Annotated in this window: 15 protein-coding genes; 7 read left to right on the forward strand and 8 right to left on the reverse strand. The window is 60.0% G+C overall.

The window, feature by feature from the left end; translation table 11 throughout:
• Positions 1–88 precede the first annotated feature (88 nt).
• The 4 genes from pcaF to pcaR all read right to left on the reverse strand — a co-directional run bounded on the left by pcaF (position 89) and on the right by pcaR (position 3,915).
• A complete protein-coding gene (gene pcaF / locus BMZ10_RS11325; RefSeq protein ID WP_177182099.1) occupies positions 89–1,291 on the reverse strand; it encodes a 3-oxoadipyl-CoA thiolase in 1,203 nt (400 codons plus the stop codon).
• Complete coding sequence (locus BMZ10_RS11330) at positions 1,288–2,067, reverse strand: CoA-transferase subunit beta (protein ID WP_093461574.1); 780 nt, start codon at positions 2,065–2,067, stop codon at positions 1,288–1,290. The genes pcaF and BMZ10_RS11330 overlap by 4 nt, the downstream gene beginning before the upstream one ends.
• A complete protein-coding gene (locus tag BMZ10_RS11335) occupies positions 2,067–2,924 on the reverse strand; it encodes a CoA transferase subunit A (protein ID WP_093461577.1) in 858 nt (285 codons plus the stop codon). Before BMZ10_RS11335 ends, BMZ10_RS11330 begins: the two co-directional genes overlap by 1 nt.
• A 148-nt stretch (positions 2,925–3,072) precedes the next feature.
• A complete protein-coding gene (gene pcaR, locus BMZ10_RS11340; protein ID WP_093462559.1) occupies positions 3,073–3,915 on the reverse strand; it encodes a pca regulon transcriptional regulator PcaR in 843 nt (280 codons plus the stop codon).
• 832 nt (positions 3,916–4,747) lie between these two features.
• On the opposite strand from pcaR, the gene BMZ10_RS11345 reads away from it, so the two are divergent.
• Together BMZ10_RS11345 and BMZ10_RS11350 are read left to right on the forward strand one after the other, a co-directional pair.
• Positions 4,748–4,945 carry a hypothetical protein gene (locus BMZ10_RS11345; RefSeq protein ID WP_093461580.1) on the forward strand — a complete coding sequence of 66 codons (198 nt, stop codon included), beginning with the start codon at positions 4,748–4,750 and terminating at the stop codon, positions 4,943–4,945.
• 225 nt (positions 4,946–5,170) lie between these two features.
• Positions 5,171–6,643 carry an inorganic phosphate transporter gene (locus tag BMZ10_RS11350; RefSeq protein WP_093461583.1) on the forward strand — a complete coding sequence of 491 codons (1,473 nt, stop codon included), beginning with the start codon at positions 5,171–5,173 and terminating at the stop codon, positions 6,641–6,643.
• Between the two features lie 81 nt (positions 6,644–6,724).
• Here BMZ10_RS11350 and BMZ10_RS11355 read toward each other — a convergent pair whose 3' ends face one another.
• Positions 6,725–8,218, reverse strand: a complete 1,494-nt coding sequence (locus BMZ10_RS11355; RefSeq protein WP_093461586.1) for a helicase HerA-like domain-containing protein — start codon at positions 8,216–8,218, stop codon at positions 6,725–6,727.
• A gap of 227 nt (positions 8,219–8,445) precedes the next feature.
• Here BMZ10_RS11355 and BMZ10_RS11360 point away from each other — a divergent pair, with 227 nt between their 5' ends.
• Genes BMZ10_RS11360 through BMZ10_RS11370 form a run of 3 tightly spaced genes read left to right on the forward strand, consistent with a single transcriptional unit; the run spans position 8,446 to position 11,307 of the window.
• On the forward strand, positions 8,446–9,543 hold the full coding sequence (locus BMZ10_RS11360) for an N-acetylglucosaminyl phosphatidylglycerol synthase (protein WP_093462561.1): 1,098 nt from the start codon (positions 8,446–8,448) through the stop codon (positions 9,541–9,543).
• Positions 9,536–10,315: an N-acetylglucosaminyl phosphatidylglycerol deacetylase gene (locus BMZ10_RS11365; RefSeq protein WP_093461589.1), complete on the forward strand. Its 780-nt coding sequence runs from the start codon at positions 9,536–9,538 to the stop codon at positions 10,313–10,315. Before BMZ10_RS11360 ends, BMZ10_RS11365 begins: the two co-directional genes overlap by 8 nt.
• A complete protein-coding gene (locus BMZ10_RS11370) occupies positions 10,312–11,307 on the forward strand; it encodes a glucosaminyl phosphatidylglycerol flippase (protein WP_093461593.1) in 996 nt (331 codons plus the stop codon). The genes BMZ10_RS11365 and BMZ10_RS11370 overlap by 4 nt, the downstream gene beginning before the upstream one ends.
• Here BMZ10_RS11370 and BMZ10_RS11375 read toward each other — a convergent pair.
• On the reverse strand, positions 11,284–11,472 hold the full coding sequence (locus BMZ10_RS11375; RefSeq protein WP_093461596.1) for a hypothetical protein: 189 nt from the start codon (positions 11,470–11,472) through the stop codon (positions 11,284–11,286). The genes BMZ10_RS11370 and BMZ10_RS11375 overlap by 24 nt on opposite strands.
• 157 nt (positions 11,473–11,629) lie before the next feature.
• Positions 11,630–12,481 (reverse strand): formyltetrahydrofolate deformylase, encoded by an 852-nt coding sequence (purU, locus tag BMZ10_RS11380; protein ID WP_093461599.1) that lies wholly within the window; start codon positions 12,479–12,481, stop codon positions 11,630–11,632.
• Between the two features lie 342 nt (positions 12,482–12,823).
• Between purU and mvaT the strand changes: the two genes are divergently transcribed.
• Positions 12,824–13,201 (forward strand): histone-like nucleoid-structuring protein MvaT, encoded by a 378-nt coding sequence (gene mvaT / locus BMZ10_RS11385; protein ID WP_093461602.1) that lies wholly within the window; start codon positions 12,824–12,826, stop codon positions 13,199–13,201.
• A gap of 87 nt (positions 13,202–13,288) precedes the next feature.
• On the opposite strand, the gene sbcB is transcribed toward mvaT, so the two are convergent.
• Positions 13,289–14,734: an exodeoxyribonuclease I gene (gene sbcB, locus BMZ10_RS11390; protein ID WP_093461605.1), complete on the reverse strand. Its 1,446-nt coding sequence runs from the start codon at positions 14,732–14,734 to the stop codon at positions 13,289–13,291.
• Positions 14,735–14,973: 239 nt separating this feature from the next.
• On the opposite strand from sbcB, the gene BMZ10_RS11395 reads away from it, so the two are divergent.
• Positions 14,974–15,711: an RDD family protein gene (locus tag BMZ10_RS11395; RefSeq protein ID WP_093461608.1), complete on the forward strand. Its 738-nt coding sequence runs from the start codon at positions 14,974–14,976 to the stop codon at positions 15,709–15,711.
• Positions 15,712–15,715 lie beyond the last annotated feature (4 nt).

Below are 15,715 nucleotides of genomic sequence, written 5' to 3' on the forward strand. Positions count from 1 at the left end.
ACATCACAAGGACAACCGCCCGAGCCATCAAGTTGCCTTTTCGTGGAGGCAACCAACGACTCGGGTGGCTGATTTGGTTGTGTAGCGCTTAGCGCTCGATCGCCAGGGCCAGGCCCTGCCCAACGCCGACGCACATGGTTGCCAATCCTTTGCTGCCGCCGGTCTTCTCCAATTGATGCAATGCTGTGAGGACCAGACGCGCGCCGCTCATCCCCAGCGGGTGTCCGAGCGAAATCGCTCCGCCGTTCGGGTTGACCTTGGGCGAATCGTCTGCAAGGCCGAGTTCGCGCATGACCGCCAGGCCCTGGCTGGCGAACGCTTCGTTGAGCTCGATGACGTCGAAGTCCGAGACCGCCAGACCCAGCCGCTCCACCAGTTTGCGAACGGCCGGCACCGGTCCGATGCCCATGACGCGAGGTTCGACACCGGCGCTGGCCATGCCCAGCACGCGGGCGCGTGGGGTCAGACCGTGCTTTTTCACCGCATCGGCCGACGCAAGAATCATCGCCACCGCGCCATCATTCAGGCCTGCCGCGTTGCCTGCCGTGACCGTGTTGCCAGGGCCGTTGACCGGCTTGAGTTTGCTCAGTGCCTCCAGACTGGTGTCTGCACGAGGGTGCTCGTCCCTGTCGACGATGGTTTCGCCCTTCTTGTGGGCGATGCGCACCGGCACGATTTCCTCAGCGAAGAAACCCGAGGCCTGCGCCGCTGCGGTCCGTTGCTGACTGCGCAAGGCAAAGGCGTCCTGATCTTCGCGAGAAACCTTGAAATCCTGCGCCACGTTGTCGCCGGTCTGCGGCATCGTTTCGACACCGTACTGGTCTTTCATCTGCGGATTGACGAAGCGCCAGCCCAAGGTGGTGTCTTCCAACTTCTGGCCGCGACCGAACGCTGTGTCTGCCTTGCCCATCACGAATGGCGCGCGGGACATCGATTCGACGCCGCCGGCAATCGCCAGCTCCATTTCGCCACAGGCAATGGCGCGGAAAGCCGTGCCCACCGCATCGAGGCCCGATGCGCACAGGCGATTCAACGTCACGCCGGGTACGGTTTCCGGCAGTCCCGCCAGCAGCGCGGCCATGCGCGCCACGTTGCGGTTGTCTTCACCGGCCTGGTTGGCACAGCCGAGGAACACCTCGTCGACCTGATTCCAGTCGACCGAAGGATTGCGCTCCATCAACGCCTTGATCGGCAAGGCCGCCAGGTCGTCGGCACGAACGGTTGCCAATGCGCCACCGAGCCGGCCGATGGGCGTGCGGATCGCGTCGCAGATAAATACTTCACGCATCATGCTTCTCCCGGCGCCTGACCGTGAGCGGCAGCGGTACGCGCTTCCAGATCACGCAGGGCGTTCAATTCGTATTCGGAAGGTGCTTCGGACACCGCCACATTGTCGGCAAAGCGAACGTCCCAGCCGGTCGCGGCGATCACCTGTTCACGGGTAACGCCTGGGTGCAGCGTGGTGACGACGAACTCATGGGTGTCGGCTTCAGGTTCCATGATGCACAGGTCGGTGATGATCCCGACCGGGCCCGCCCCAGGCAGACCGAGGCGTTTGCGCGAGTCACCGCCCTCGCCATGGCCGACCGACGTTACAAAATCCAGTTTGTTGACGAAAGCCCGCGCGGACTGTTTCAGGATGATCAGCACTTGCTTGGCCGAACCTGCAATCTCCGGCGCGCCACCGGCACCCGGCAGACGCACTTTCGGGTTGTGATAATCGCCGACCACCGTGGTATTGATGTTGCCAAAACGGTCGACCTGCGCAGCGCCAAGGAATCCGACATCCACCCGACCGCCTTGCAGCCAGTAGCGGAAAATCTCACTGGTCGAGACCACCGTGTCAGCGGTTTCCGCCAGTTCCCCATCGCCAATGGACAGCGGCAGAACATTGGGCTTCGCGCCGATGGGGCCGGATTCGTAGATCAGCACGACGTCAGGCGATGAGGTCAGTCGGGCAAGGTTGGCCGCCTTGGATGGCAAACCGATGCCGACGAAGCAGACCGAGCCATTCTTCAAACGGCGGGCAGCGGCCACGGTCATCATTTCACTGGTGGTGTAGGTCATTATTTTGCCTCCGAAGCGTGGGCCAGCTTGCTCTGGAATTCACGGAAATCACGCGTGCCGTGGATGTATTCGTCGATCCACGCGGTAAACGCCTCACGGTCACGGCCGATCGGGTCCCACGCCTGATAGAAACGATTGTCGCGCTCGTAGTAACCGTGGGCGTAGGAAGGATGCGCTCCGCCGGGAACCACACACACCGCGCTCAATGCCCAGGTAGGCAGGACGCAAGCGTTCATGGGGGCGTTGAGGTCATCGACGATTTCCTCGACAGTCACGATGCAGCGCTTGGCAGACAGCGCGGCTTCTTTCTGCACTCCGAGAATTCCCCACAGCAACACGTTGCCCTTGCGATCGGCCTTCTGCGCGTGGATTACGCTGACGTCTGGCCGCACGGAGGGCACCGCCGCCAGGACTTCGCCGGTAAAAGGACAGGTCACCGATTTGATCAGCGGATTGACCTTGGGCAAATCAGAACCGGCGTAGGCACGCAGCACCGCGAACGGCAGGCCGGAGGCGCCAGCCACGTAAGCATTGGCCAGGTCGGCGTGGCTGTGCTCTTCGATTTCCATCGGCTGCGGCCACTGTTTTTCGACGGCGTCACGCAGCCGGTGCAGGGACCCGACGCCAGGGTTACCGCCCCACGAGAAAATCAGCTTCTTCGCACAGCCTGCACCGATCAACTGGTCGTAGATCAGATCCGGAGTCATGCGAACCAGCGTCAGGTCTTTCTTTTTCTGACGAATGAGTTCGTGACCGGCCGCTGTAGGAATCAGATGGGTGAAGCCTTCCAGCGCAACGGTGTCGCCATCGTTGACGAATTGCTTCACGGCATCGTGCAGGGAAAGAATTTCAGCCATGGGGTGCTCCAGGTTCAAATCTCGATCGGTGGACGGCGCAAGGACATCAGCGCCGGGATGAAATCGAGGTTATGCCTGAGCAAGAAAAGCGACAATCCGATAATCGACTATCTGTTCGATAATCGAACAGATAGTGAGAGGACAGAATTCAGGTGAACAGCTGAGTACTCAAGTCTCGGCTAGCGTCGAGCATGATCGGGAGAAACTTCTGCTCCAGCTCGTTGCGCGTCACCCGGCCAGCGCTGGTGCTGACATTCAACGCGGCCAGGACCTGGCCCGATGCATCATAGACGGGCACGGCAATCGACCGCAGACCTTGTTCGAGCTCCTGATCGACGATGCACCAACCTTGTTGCCGAACTTGCTGCAGGCACTCGAGCAGCGCTTCGGGCGTGCGCAGCGTTCGACTGGTCTTGGGCTGCAGGTCAACGTGGTCCAGGTATTCGCGCAAAGAAACGTCGTCCAGCGCCGCCAGCAGAATCCTGCCCATCGACGTGCAATAGGCAGGAAGTCGCCCGCCCACCGCCAGATCAACGGAGATCAGTCGCTGGGTAGTGGCTGAGCGCGCGATGTAAAGGATGTCGTCTCCCTCCAGCGTCGCCATGTTGCAGGCTTCGTGCAGCTGATTGCTCATACGGTCCAGATAAGGCTGGGACGACACCGCGAGCGGCGTGGAGGAGAGATAAGCATGGCCGAGGGTCAACACTTTCGGCAGTAATGAGTAGGTGCGGCCATCAGTGGTCGCGTACCCCAACTTGATCAGCGTGTGAAGGCAACGGCGCACGGCGGCGCGCGGAATCTCGGTTCGATGGCTGATCTGCGCGATGGTCAGGTGCCGCTTGCGCTCCTGAAACGCTTGAATCACGGCAAGCCCGCGCGCCAGCGAGGTCATGAAATCCGGATCACCTGTGAGGGCCTGAATCCTCTTCGCGGGTGACGCCACAATAGGCGGCGCCAAAGAAGCAAAGGAATTACGCAGTTGATCGTTCATGCTGACACCGTTCGTCGCGGCCATGCAGGCCTTCTGTTGCGCCACTCTCGCCTCTTTTTGCAAATGCGGCAAGGCTACTTTGGGCGATTATCGAACCATTGGCCGATAATCGCAATTGACCCGTCGCCCCGTTGCTTATACCTTTCACACGCCACCATGTGGCTTCTTGGAAATACTGGTCAGGTACCCACTGAGAAGTCCCAGGCACGGCCTTGCTCACCGCAAGGCCGTTTTTGTCTGTGCCCGCCACCACTTCCAGATACGCGCATGAGTTCGGATACATTCACGGCGTCCTACGCACCACCGCCTCAATTTACGTCGTCAGAATTTTGTCTCGGCACTTCTGAATCCTGAATAACAAAGTTCTGTCACAACTCCGTTGGCTCTAAACTTCGGAACCTTCGTACAGCAAAATAGTATTTATCCCATCTAATGGAACTGCGACACTTTCTACAGTTGACTCCTCTGTAGTTCTTGGAGATAGTAGCCATTCATTGACGATCTAAATGCTATAGCGTGTTTTCGATTCATCGCTTACCCGGCATGGATCCAACTCACGCAGGCCCTGCGCAACTCGTCGAGCAGGTTCAGCGATAGACAGGCCAGAAGCCAGGTCAATATGCCAGCATCCTGGCATCCAATAATGAATGTAGCTACGACAAGCTTGTCGTTCTGGTGCACGTAGCCGCAGTTATGAAATGTGCTAACACTTTCGCCGCGCCCTGATTGCGAAAGTCAGCCCTGGCAAACCGGCAATCCGGGCAGCGGGGGCCTTGGTAATTTCAGACGCTGCGTTATCGCCGGAATCAAACTCGACCATTCAGGTAATAACGTGACCAAAGATGAACTGCGCGCAGAACTAGAGCGCCAGGAACAACGTTACAAGGAAGTTTACGGTGGTGAAGTGACCACCTATGCCGCTCAACCCGAACCAGAGCGCAAACCGTGGCGCAAGCGAGCAAGCCTGCTCGATCAGGCGTTCAAGCAAGAACTGCAGAAGATGGAACAGGAACTGAAAGAAGAGCCTTGAGCGGTCTGGCAGTGCGTTCGACATGCGTCACTGACGGCCACTCGCCTCGCCCCTTCCCGGATTCAGCTAAGGTCGAAGCATGCGTGTGCGCTTCCCGACAGGAAGTCAATGGGCCGTATCGGCAGAAATTTCGTTGCAGCGTGCTACCAGTTGGCAGCTTGCCTATCGATTAGTTTTTTTTCTGTCATAATCCCGCCCCCTTAATACCGGGTCAGAAAACCTTCCATGATCGATTTATTCAGCGGACTGGATGCTTGGGTGATTGTGAGCCTGTTGCTCGCCCTGGCTTTTGTCCTCACCTTCGAGTTCATCAACGGCTTTCATGACACCGCCAACGCGGTGGCGACAGTCATTTATACCAAGGCCATGCCGCCACATCTGGCCGTGTTCTTCTCGGGGTTTTTCAACTTTCTCGGGGTATTGCTCGGCGGCGTCGGCGTGGCTTACGCCATCGTCCATCTGCTGCCGGTCGAGCTTCTGATCAACGTCAATACCGGTCACGGGCTGGCGATGGTGTTCTCCCTGCTGGCGGCGGCGATCACCTGGAATCTGGGCACCTGGTATTTCGGCATTCCCGCATCGAGCTCGCACACGCTGATCGGCTCGATCCTCGGCGTGGGACTGGCCAACGCGCTGATCAACCACATCCCGCTGGGCGAAGGCGTGAACTGGCAGAAGGCGATCGACATCGGGGCCTCGCTGGTTTTCTCGCCTCTGGCGGGCTTCATCGTCGCGGGTCTGGTGCTGATCGGCCTGAAAGCCTGGCGTCCCTTGTCCAAAATGCACAAGACGCCCGAGCAACGCCGCAAGCTCGACGACAAGAAGCATCCTCCGTTCTGGAACCGCCTCGTCCTGGTGATCTCTGCGATGGCGGTGAGCTTCGTACACGGCTCCAACGATGGCCAGAAAGGCATCGGCCTGATCATGCTGGTGCTCATCGGCATCGTGCCGGCTCAGTTCGTACTGGACCTGAGCACCACCACTTACCAGATCGAACGTACTCGCGACGCGACTTTGCACCTGAGTCAGTTCTATCAGCGCAATAATGCGACGCTGGGTGAATACCTCGCACTGGGCAAGGCGACGACAGGCGATCTGCCTGAGCGTTTCAGCTGCAACCCGGAGCAGACCGAGCCGACCATCGATGCGCTGCTGAACAATCTCAAAGGCGTCACCGACTACCACAGCCTGGCGCCTGAACATCGCATCGAAGTTCGCCGTTATCTGCTGTGCCTGGACGACACCGCGCGCAAAGTCGGCAAGCTGCCGGCGCTCGATGCCCGCGAGAAATCCGATCTGGAGAAGCTGCGTAAAGACCTGACCGCCACGACCGAATACGCGCCGTTCTGGGTGATTCTGGCCGTCGCGCTGGCGCTTGGCATCGGCACCATGGTGGGCTGGAAGCGCGTCGTGCTGACTATCGGTGAGAAGATCGGCAAGCAGGGCATGACCTACGCGCAGGGCATGTCCGCGCAGATCACCACCGCCAGTGCCATTGCCCTGGCCAACGTGTTCAGCCTGCCGGTTTCGACCACCCACATCCTGTCGTCCGGCGTCGCCGGGACCATGGTCGCGAACAACAGCGGCCTGCAAGGGGGCACCGTGCGCAACATCCTGCTGGCGTGGGTGCTGACATTGCCGGCCACCGTGCTGCTGTCTGCCGGCCTGTTCTGGCTGGCGTCCAAAGCATTGGCCTGACCCGACCGATGTGAAAATGCCCATTCATTGAATGGGCATTTTTTTGTCCGGAAGTTGCTTGAACATCTCCGGCGGGAACCGTCACCGACGCTTCTTGCCCCCACCCAGCAATGACCCCATCAACCCACGCACCAGCTCTCGGCCGATCTGATTGGCCGCCTGACGCACCGCGCTTTTCATCGCCTGCCCAGCCAGCCCTCCCAGAAAACCGCCTGCCAGGTCGGCGAAGCCACCTTCGGGCCTGGCTTCGACAGGCGCAGGTGAAGCAGTGTCTTTTCCGGTCTCGCCTTTGCGCGCCAGCAGCATTTCGTACGCCGACTCCCGGTCGACGGGCTTGTCATAGCGGCCGGACAGCGCCGACTGGCCGATCAACGCCGCGCGCTCCGATTCGCTCAGAGGTCCGATCCGCGATTGTGGGGGCGCGACCAGAACCCGCTGCACCATGGCGGGCGTGCCCTTGTCCTGAAGAGTGCCGACCAGCGCTTCGCCGATGCCCAGTTCGGTCAGTACGGCCAGCGCATCGAAGTCCGGATTGGGACGAAACCCCTCGGCCACGGCGCGCAGCGATTTCTGTTCTTTGCTGGTGAACGCGCGCAAGCCGTGCTGAATCCGCAGGCCAAGTTGCGCCAGAATGTTGTCCGGCAGATCCCCCGGCGACTGAGTCACGAAGTAGACGCCAACGCCCTTGGAGCGGATCAGCCGCACCACTTGCTCCAGCCGATCCTGCAAGGCCTTCGGCGTGTCGGCGAAGAGCAGGTGGGCCTCATCGAAAAACAGCGCCAACAGCGGTTTGTCGGCATCACCCCGCTCGGGCAACTGCTCGAACAGCTCGGCCAGCAGCCACAGCAAGAAGGTCGCGTAGACCTTCGGCGCCTCGTGCACCAGCCGGCTGGCATCGAGCAGGTGGATGCGCCCGCGACCATCGCTGGCTGGCTGCAATAGGTCTTCGAGCTGCAAGGCGGGTTCACCGAACAACGCTTCGGCGCCCTGTTGCTCAAGGACCGCCAGACGCCGCAACAGGGCCTGACTGGAACCGGTGGTCATCAGCGCGCTGTCTTCGCCTAGCACCTCGGGGTGGTCCCGAAGATGATTGAGCAGGGCTTTGAGGTCCTTTATATCCAGCAGCAGCAGGCCTTCGCGATCCGCCACTTTGAACGCCGCATACAACGCCGATTGCTGACTGTCGGTCAGCTCCAGCAGGCTGCCCAGCAGCAACGGCCCCATTTCCGACAATGTAGTGCGCAACGGATGACCGGACTGACCGTGAACATCCCACAATGTCACGGGATATCCCTGCGGTTTGTGGTTCAGCCACGGCATACCGGCAATGCGTTCGGCGATCTTGCCCTGGGGAGTGCCAGCCACCCCCAGCCCGCAGAGGTCACCTTTGATGTCGGCGGCGAACACCGCAACGCCAGCATCGCTGAAGACCTCTGCCAAGCGTTGCAACGTCACGGTCTTGCCGGTCCCGGTCGCCCCTGCCACCAACCCGTGACGGTTAGCCAGCCGCAACGCCTGGCCCACCGGTTCGCCGCTCGGATCAGCGCCGATCAGAATCTGTTGAGAATCAGACATGTCTTTACCCACAAGTCGCAATTGATTTTCCCGAGCGCATCGAAGCCGCGGCCTGCATCGTCCGCAACCCACAGTGCCGGCCAGGTTGGCTTTTTCACTTTAGCCCAGGTGGCGCAATTCCCCCCGGAGACGCTCATGGCGGCGGATATGTAACCGAACATCTATTCTCGGGAAGGGTCAACCAATGACGACAATCCGGACGGAGGCATACCGTGCACATCGCTGACATGACCATGTTCTACGCCCCTGCCAGCGGTGGCGTGCGCACCTATCTGGACGCCAAGCATCGGCGTCTGGCGCTCTATTCCGGGGTTCGGCACAGTCTTCTGGTGCCAGGTCCGGACAACAGTCATGAAGACGGCATCTATCGGGTTCCGGCGCCGCCCGTGCCTTTCGGCAACGGCTATCGCTTTCCGCTGCGTCTGGCGCCCTGGCGAAACACGTTGAACAATTTGCAGCCGGACCTGATCGAGGTCGGCGATCCCTACCTGACGGCATGGGCAGCGCTCGATGCGCGTCGGCAACTGGATGTCCCGGTGATCGGCTTCTATCACTCGGATCTGCCGCTGCTGGTGAGCAACCGGATAGGCAGCTGGCTGGGCGCTAACGTAGAGGCCTATGTCAGCAAGCTGTACGGTAACTTCGACCGGGTCTTGGCGCCCAGCACCGCGATGGCTGAAAAGCTGATCCGTATCGGCGTCAAGCATGTCCATGTGCAGCCGCTGGGGGTCGACCTGCAGACGTTCGAGCCAGGCTGCCGCGATCCGGGCCTCAAAGCCGAACTGGGGCTGAGCCCGGACACGCGCCTGCTGATCTTCGCAGGTCGCGGCTCTAAGGAGAAAAACCTGCCGGTGCTGCTCGAATGCATGAAGTCTCTTGGCAAGGGCTACCACCTGCTGTTGGTCGGCTCGCACATGCCGACCGCCGTGCCGGACAACGTTTCCGTCATCGATCACTTCTGCCCTGCCAGGGAGGTTGCACGGTTACTGGCCAGCGCCGATGCGCTGGTGCATGCCGGCGATCAGGAGACATTCGGGCTGGTCGTTCTTGAAGCCATGGCATGCGGGATTCCCGTCGTGGCTGTCGATGCCGGGGCGTTTCGCGAAATCATTCCCGACAGCTGCGGCCTGCTGTGCAAACCCAATCATGCGCAGGACATGGCCGCGACTGTCCGGCAGCTGTTCAGCGAAGACGTCGAAGTCCGCGCAATGGCTGCGCGTCGGCATGTCGAGCAACACTACGAGTGGGACGCCGTCGTGGCCGGACTGTTGGGCCATTACGAAGCGGTGCTCGGTGTCAGCACTCCGGTGTACGCCCATGGCTGAAGCTCACGTTCGCCAGTCGCGTAGCGTCATGCTGGTGCTGCACGACGTCGCGCCGCAGACCTGGGAAGATTATCGCCCCTTTGTCGAGGCGGTCGATGCGCTGGGCGATATCCCGATCACCTGGCTGGTCGTGCCGGACTTTCACAAACAAGACCGCGTGGACGCGGCGCCAGCGTTTCAGCGGCTGATGCACTCGCGTCTGGCACGCGGAGATGAGTTGGTGTTGCATGGGTACTTCCATTGCGACGACAGCCCCGCGCCACGCACCCCGCAGGCCTTTTTCATGCGCCGGATCTACACCTGGGAAGGCGAGTTTTACACCCTTGACCAGCGTCAGGCCCTGCAACGCCTCGAAGCCGGAATCGAGGTCTTTCGACATAACGACTGGCCACTTCACGGCTTCGTCGCCCCTGCGTGGCTGATGAGTGAGGGCACCCGCCAGGCGCTTCGCCAGTTGCCGCTGGACTACACAAGTGATGCCCAACACTTGTATCGTCTGCCTGACTTTCACGCGATAGACGCACCGGGTATCGTCTGGAGCGCCCGCAGCGCCGTACGTCGCGGGCTGTCGAAAATCATCAGCGACCATCGAGAGGCTCATTTGCACAACGCTGCCACCATTCGCCTGGGTTTGCACCCGGTCGACATGCGCCACGAATTTTCCCGCCGCTATTGGCTGCAGACACTGACACGCTTGCTGGAAAACGGCCGCGAACCGGTAACCAAGTTCACTTGGTTACAGCATCAGCCATTGATCAGGTCCGCAGCGTGAAGCGACTTGGCTGGCTGGCGGCAGGCCTGATCCTCGCCCTCCTCATTCCCTTGTTCATGGGCGGCACGGATATGTTCCACCGCTTACGCAACTTCCCGGTCATGCTGCTGATGGGCATGTTCGCGATGGTGCTGGTCGGCTGGTGCATGAACACGATGCGCCTGCGCCTGCTGCTGGGTGACAGCGCCAAAGGCCTCGGCATGCGCAGAAGCCTGGGTGTGGTCATGGCCACCGAATTCGCCTATTGCGCAACGCCCGGCGGCAGCGGCGCGCCTTTGACGCTGGTTGCCTTGCTGTCGCGCAGCGGCATTGGGCCGGCGAAAAGCACGGCGGCGTTTGCGACGGATCAACTCAACGATCTGGTGTTTTTCCTGCTCGCGCTGATCGGCATTCTGATTTACGCGGTGTTTCACAAACTCAGTGAAAACCTGGAATGGATGCTGATTGCCAGCGCGCTGCTGATCGGCGCCGGGTTATGCGCCTGCGCCGGGTTCGCGCGGTATCACCGACGAATCATTCTGTTCAACGGCAGGCTGCTCAAGCGCCTGAAGCGTAAGAACACTACCCGCATTCGCTGGGCTCGCAAGCTGCTGCACTTTCGCGACGCGCTGGCCGACACCTGGAAAATGCCGCACCGGATTCTGTTCCAGGTCTTCGTGCTGACGTGCATTCACTGGAGCCTGCGCTACAGCGTGATGTACCTGGCGCTGCAAGGTCTGGGCGTGGATATCCAGTGGGCCTGGACATTCCTGGTGCAGATGCTGTCGCTGAGCGCCGGGCAATTCAGCCTGTCGCCAGGCGGTGCAGGGGCTGCGGAACTGACGTCGGCCGCCTTGCTGGCGCCGATGGTGGGCAAATCGACTGCAGCGGCGGCGATCCTGATCTGGCGGATCGTCACCTACTACTTCTATCTGGTGGCGGGCGGTCCGGTGTTTCTGTTGATGGTCGGACGTCCGTTGCTGTTGAAGCTACTGCGGGTTCGAGCCGCCTGAGCCGTCGTTTTTCTCATTGGCTTTCAGTTGTTCCCACAGCTGCGCAGCGCCCTCGAATTCCGTGCCGTCGTCCGGCGAAAGGGCGTCGACATCGTAGCGACTCAGGCAGCCCTCTCCCAGCGTTGGCGGCGCTTTGGAGGTGGCTTTATCGAGCGGGTCGGTCATGGGGATCACCTCTGTAAGGAGTAAACGCGGCGTCCAAGGTTGTTCCGTGCAGCATCACTAAACCATGCAAATCCGGCCTCGTAATCTGAACGGTATGTCCGCGTGAAGCCCGGCGGGGGCAGGCACGCCCTGCCCCGCCGAGTCGGATCGAGCCCGATCAGTCAAACACGACCGTCTTGTTGTCGTGCACCAGTACGCGATCCTCAAGGTGAGCGCGCAGACCCCGGGCCAGTACCATCTTCTCGACATCGCGGCCGAAGCGCACCATGTTCTCGATGCTGTCACGATGACTCACGCGAACCACGTCCTGTTCGATGATCGGCCCTGCGTCCAACTCTTCGGTAACGTAGTGACAGGTCGCGCCGATCAGCTTCACGCCCCGCAGTGACGCCTGATGGTAGGGCTTGGCGCCGACGAACGATGGCAAAAAGCTGTGGTGAATGTTGATCACCTGATGGGCGTATTCACGGCACAGCTGCGGCGGCAGGATCTGCATGTAGCGCGCGAGCACGACGACATCCGCCTCATGCTGCTTAACCAGCCGCGACACCTCGGCGAATGCCGGCTCCTTGTCTTTCGGGTCGACCGGGACGTGGTAATAAGGAATGTCGTGCCACTCGACCATGCTGCGCAGGTCCTGGTGGTTGGAAATGACGCAGGCGATCTCGCAGTCGAGTTCATCGCTGTGCCAGCGATGCAGCAGGTCCGCCAGACAGTGGGACTCGCGGCTTGCCATCAGCACCACGCGCTTCTTCTGATCCGAATCAGTGATGCGCCAGTCCATCGAGAATTCTTCTGCTATCGGCGTGAATGCCTGACGGAAGCCTTCCAGGTCAAACGGCAAGGTATCGGCACGGATTTCGTGACGCATGAAGAACCAGCCGCTGAGGTTGTCAGAGTGATGACTCGCTTCGGTAATCCAGCCGTTGTACGACGCCAGAAAGTTACTGACTTTGGCAACGATACCAACACGGTCCGGGCAAGCAATCACCAGACGAAAAGTGCGCATGAGGGGAAACTCCAGAACTTCGCAAAGGCCGCTATTCTAGCGATTACCTGAGGACTGTGCAGTATTCCGGTGCACCTGATTGATGCGGAAACAAAACCACGTCCGATCGGCGGTAATGGACGGCCGGCCCGGCATTTCGGGGCGCCGGGATTTCGGCGCCAGACGCCGGCACTAAATAAGCGATATTTTTTGTCGACAGCGCCCATTTGTTTCTAAGACGCGCAGCGCATGTCACTATTTCAACAATCGACCGATAAAACTTTTCTTAAATGTTTACTTGCGCAAACGCTATGACTATTATTGCGTCATTGCACCCTGCCCATCACAACATAGGTAGTCCTCATGTCTCTGATCAACGAATACCGCGCCACAGAAGAAGCCATCAAAGAACTGCAAGCCCGTCTGCAGAACCTGCAACAAGACGACAAACTGCAAAAGGAACTTGAGTTCGAAGGCAAACTGCGCACCTTGATGGGTGAATATCAAAAATCCCTGCGTGACATCATCGCGCTGCTGGATCCGGATTCCAAACTGAAAGCACCACGCGGCGCCGCCGTCAAAACTACCGGCACCAAGCGCGCGCGCAAGGTCAAGCAATACAAGAACCCGCACAACGGTGAAATCATCGAAACCAAAGGCGGCAACCACAAGACTCTGAAAGAGTGGAAAGCCAAGTGGGGCGGTGACGAGGTTGAAGGCTGGGCAACTCTGCTGGGCTAACAGCCTGCGTGATGTGACAGCAGTTGTGCAGTGATGTACGACGTAAAAAAACGCCAGCACTCGCTGGCGTTTTTTATTGTCCGAGGTTCACCGCCCGCCTGTCTGTATGCCCAGCCGGTGCTGCAACTGCAGCGAGTATTCCTGCCACTGGGCGAGCACCTTCAACTGCTCTGGCGTCGCCTTCATGGACAGCTCGATCAACGCCCGGGAAAAGGCTTTCAATGTATTGGGGGCCCCGGCGACGGGATCAGTCAGGCGCCACTGGCAGAAATTCAACCAGCGTTGCTGCTCGGCGACATTCAGTGTCTCGGCAAAGTTACGGGCGCGATAGCGGAACAGTAATTCGGCAAGACGTGGGTCATCGAATGGCCAAGGGTCAGTGCCCAGTTGCTGCGGTTCGACAGTGCGCACCTGCTCACAAAGGCGCCGGTCGCGGTCGTTAATAAAACCATCATATAACTGCTGTTCGGGGTCTTCGCTGACAGCAAAATCGTCGCTGGCATAAACGCTTTTCAACTTTTCCTGCCAGACGGCCTGACCTTCATTCAAGCGCGCGACGCGCTCTTTGTAGGCCAACATATCCAATTGCAGCCGTTGACGGTCTTCCTCGCGCAGCACGCTCAATGGCGCGACCACGGGGCATTTATTTATATGCAGTAACTTGAGCGGGACTGGTAATTGCCCCTGCGCCAGATCTTCGCGGCGGGTATATAAACGCTGACGCAACGTGTCGCCATCTTCGTCGAGCAAGGGACTGTGGTCATGAAACAGATCGCAAACAATTAGCGCATTGCGATTGACCGGATGCCAGGCCAGCGGCAGCACCACGCTCAAATAACTTCGTGCGGCGGAGAACCGTCCTGATACATGCACCAGCGGCTGCAGCAGGCGGATCTGTTCTTGCACCTTGTGCTTGCTGCGTAACTGAAACAGATAGTCATAAAGCTTGGGTTGTTTTTCTCGAATCAAACGCGCCAGCGCAATCGTCGCCCGCACGTCCGAAAGCGCATCGTGAGCGTGACCATGGTCGATGCCGTTCGCCGCGGTCAGACGCTCGAGTTTGAGCGTGACCCTGCCCTCTTCTTCCGGCCAGACAATGCCTTCCGGACGCAGGGCATAGGCCGTGCGCACCACATCGATCAGGTCCCAGCGGCTGTTGCCACCCTGCCATTCGCGCGCATAGGGATCGAAGAAATTGCGGTAAAGACTGTAACGCGTCATTTCATCGTCGAAGCGCAAGGTGTTGTAACCGGCGCCACAGGTACCCGGCAGCGACAGCTCGGCATGAATTCGCGTCATGAAATCAGCTTCGCAAAGCCCTTTTTCGGCCAGACGCTGCGGGGTAATCCCGGTGACCAGACATGCGGCGGGATGCGGAAGGATGTCGTCGCTGGGCTGGCAATAAAGGTTGACCGGCTCGCCGATCTCGTTGAGCTGGTCATCCGTACGAATGCCCGCCACTTGCAACGGACGGTCGTTACGCGGATTGATCCCGGTGGTTTCGTAGTCGTACCAGAAGATGCTGGAAGTCACGGGCTGATCCTGAACAAAAGACCGACGAAGTCTACCAGATGGGTTCTACGCCAATCCGCGCAACATGGGTGGGACACGGTTCAACGGCGCAGTCGAGGTGCAGGACCGCGCGCCTGCCGTCTGGTCGGACTGCTACGAAATGTGAGCGCCTGATCGCGCGCAGCACTTTGTAACGCAGGTTGCTTACCGGTCGTGGCGTGGCTAGCATCAGACTTTATTTTCCGGCGTACCTCCTCCGAATGTCCTCCTCGCAAGCCTGGCCAAGGATCGCTGCACAGCCTGCTCCACTGGACACCCGTATTCGCATGGAAACGCCTGAGGGCATTGACCTGCTTCTGCGCCCGGCCGGTCTGCTGTCCCGCTCGCTGGCGTTCGCCATCGACTTGGTCATTCGAGGCGTGCTGCTGACCGGTCTGTTTCTCCTGCTCGGGACGCTCGGCGACTTCGGCACCGGGCTGTTCGTGCTTTCGCTGTTCCTGATCAACTGGTGGTACATGGTGCTGTTCGAAGTACTGCATCAGGGGCGCACGCCGGGCAAGCAGATCATGGGGCTGCGGGTCATCCACGACGACGGCACGCCCGTCGGCTGGTCTGCGTCACTGCTGCGCAACCTGCTGCGCTTCGTGGACATGCTGCCCTTTGGCTACACCGTGGGCGCGTTCAGTTGCCTGCAGCATCCGCTGTTCAAACGGTTGGGCGACATTGCCGCCGGTACGCTGGTGATCTACCGCGATACGCTGTTACCCCGACCGGTCTTGCCGGACGCCGCGCCTTTGGCGGCACCGGTCGCCCTGACGCTGGATGAACAACGCGCCCTGCTCGCCTTCGCCGAACGTCAGGGCCAGCTCGTCACGGCGCGCGCCCATGAGCTGGCGGCCATTGTCGTCGAGCCCCTGCAAATCCCGCTGCAGACGGATCCGCATCAGTCTGTGGACCGGCTCAACGGTATCGCTCGCGGGCTGGCGGGGATGACATGATGCG

This window comes from Pseudomonas sp. NFR16 (assembly GCF_900108875.1).
GTDB lineage: Bacteria > Pseudomonadota > Gammaproteobacteria > Pseudomonadales > Pseudomonadaceae > Aquipseudomonas.

Excerpts from the sequence above, each read along its gene's own strand:
- BMZ10_RS11355 (WP_093461586.1), bottom strand. The coding sequence starts at position 8,218 with ATGTCTGATTCTCAACAGATTCTGATCGGCGCTGATCCGAGCGGCGAA.
- mvaT (WP_093461602.1), top strand. The coding sequence starts at position 12,824 with ATGTCTCTGATCAACGAATACCGCGCCACAGAAGAAGCCATCAAAGAA.
- BMZ10_RS11360 (WP_093462561.1), top strand. The coding sequence starts at position 8,446 with ATGACCATGTTCTACGCCCCTGCCAGCGGTGGCGTGCGCACCTATCTG.
- BMZ10_RS11350 (WP_093461583.1), top strand. The coding sequence starts at position 5,171 with ATGATCGATTTATTCAGCGGACTGGATGCTTGGGTGATTGTGAGCCTG.
- purU (WP_093461599.1), bottom strand. The coding sequence starts at position 12,481 with ATGCGCACTTTTCGTCTGGTGATTGCTTGCCCGGACCGTGTTGGTATC.
- pcaR (WP_093462559.1), bottom strand. The coding sequence starts at position 3,915 with ATGAACGATCAACTGCGTAATTCCTTTGCTTCTTTGGCGCCGCCTATT.
- BMZ10_RS11375 (WP_093461596.1), bottom strand. The coding sequence starts at position 11,472 with ATGACCGACCCGCTCGATAAAGCCACCTCCAAAGCGCCGCCAACGCTG.
- BMZ10_RS11395 (WP_093461608.1), top strand. The coding sequence starts at position 14,974 with ATGTCCTCCTCGCAAGCCTGGCCAAGGATCGCTGCACAGCCTGCTCCA.
- BMZ10_RS11365 (WP_093461589.1), top strand. The coding sequence starts at position 9,536 with ATGGCTGAAGCTCACGTTCGCCAGTCGCGTAGCGTCATGCTGGTGCTG.
- pcaF (WP_177182099.1), bottom strand. The coding sequence starts at position 1,291 with ATGATGCGTGAAGTATTTATCTGCGACGCGATCCGCACGCCCATCGGC.
- BMZ10_RS11335 (WP_093461577.1), bottom strand. The coding sequence starts at position 2,924 with ATGGCTGAAATTCTTTCCCTGCACGATGCCGTGAAGCAATTCGTCAAC.
- BMZ10_RS11330 (WP_093461574.1), bottom strand. The coding sequence starts at position 2,067 with ATGACCTACACCACCAGTGAAATGATGACCGTGGCCGCTGCCCGCCGT.